Origin of the sequence: Portibacter marinus (assembly GCF_021533195.1) — a bacterium.
Classification (GTDB): domain Bacteria; phylum Bacteroidota; class Bacteroidia; order Chitinophagales; family Saprospiraceae; genus Portibacter; species Portibacter marinus.
The window spans coordinates 1-1,344 of the sequence record NZ_JAJNKB010000057.1 but is presented as its reverse complement, the minus strand read 5'-3'; the positions used below and the strand labels follow the sequence as shown (position 1 = coordinate 1,344).

Below are 1,344 nucleotides of genomic sequence, written 5' to 3'. Positions count from 1 at the left end.
ACGAAATTGAAAAGAGAAAAAAAGATTATTATAAAGCACTGATGTCTGGGCAATCAAATCGATATACAGAAAAAGAAAACATAAAAGAATGGGTCTTATTTTTACTAAATACTCTACATGCATCAATCAAAACACTAGAAGAAAATTACTCCAACATAAAAGACAAAAAGAGCTATCTAAATGAAAGACAGACAGAAGTAGTCAACTTTATCACTGATAATGAGCCAGTCAAAATAAGTGATTTGACTTCCGCACTAGATCAGTACACTCAATATATTTTGAAGAAAGACGTGAAGTATTTAGTAGATGAGGGAGTTATAAACAGAGCAGGAAAGGGAAAAGGAACAATCTATTATGTAAATTTGAAAGGGAACTAGGGGTAACACGCCGTGAAAACGGTCATGCCTGCTATCGCGACGGCACGACGTTTACGGCTATCACGTTATCTGTGATACAAAAATGAAAAATTATAGAATCCATATCTTTATACTTGCATCTTTAATATCATGTAGTGGTGATATTGAATCTAGTAAGCATAAAGAGAAAAGAATAGTATATTTTGAAGAATTTAACCAGGTGCAGCAGACAGATAATTCACACTACGACAAATTGTGGGAATTAGATCATGGTGATAATAATCTATCCGATATTATAATCCAAATTGCGAAAACTACTGACGATTCAACAAGCAAGTATTTATTAATAACTACAAATTTTACAAACGGTAAAAAATTGGATAGCCTATTACTTCCTGAGAATATTTTTGAATCAACTATTGTAACTCAAACAAAAGAAAGTATTGAAATGCAATTTATTGAAAACAGTAATTCTACTGTTGTGAACCGTGCAAAAATCAAAATTTTGAACGATGGAATTCTTAACAACTTTATAGTCAAACAAGAGAAAAACTCTGATTCAATCTTCTACCAAATACCTCCAATATATGCATACGAAATGGTGGAACAAGATTCGACAAAGTTTGTATTCGAAAAGAGTGAAGGAATGGAAAAAAACACATTCTCATTTACCTTAAATGTGATTACAAATCTTGATTGCAGAATCCAACTAAGACATTACAATTTTAAAGATTCAATTATAGCGATCGACACAATTGGTAGAAGTACTTTTACTATTGGAAAAGACTATTTCAAAATATTAATATCAGATTTTGACCCAAATTGCTTCGAAGATGAAGAGTCAATAAACATAAATACAACGATCGAGTAGGTAAAGGGGACTCTCACCCCTAAACCTCTCACAGAACCGTACGTGAACCTCTCAGCTCATACGGCTCTTCATGCTCATTCTTTCGAATCGAATACGCCACTAAACTCATTCCTTCCA

At 32.8% G+C, this 1,344-nt stretch carries 2 protein-coding genes; both read left to right on the top strand.

All coding sequences use genetic code 11. The annotated features are described in order from the left end of the window. A partial coding sequence (locus L2567_RS20905; protein ID WP_235299814.1) for a Fic family protein occupies positions 1–377 on the top strand: 377 nt, incomplete at its 5' end. Between the two features lie 82 nt (positions 378–459). Further along, positions 460–1,227 (top strand): hypothetical protein, encoded by a 768-nt coding sequence (locus tag L2567_RS20900; RefSeq protein WP_235299813.1) that lies wholly within the window; start codon positions 460–462, stop codon positions 1,225–1,227. Positions 1,228–1,344: the final 117 nt, after the last annotated feature.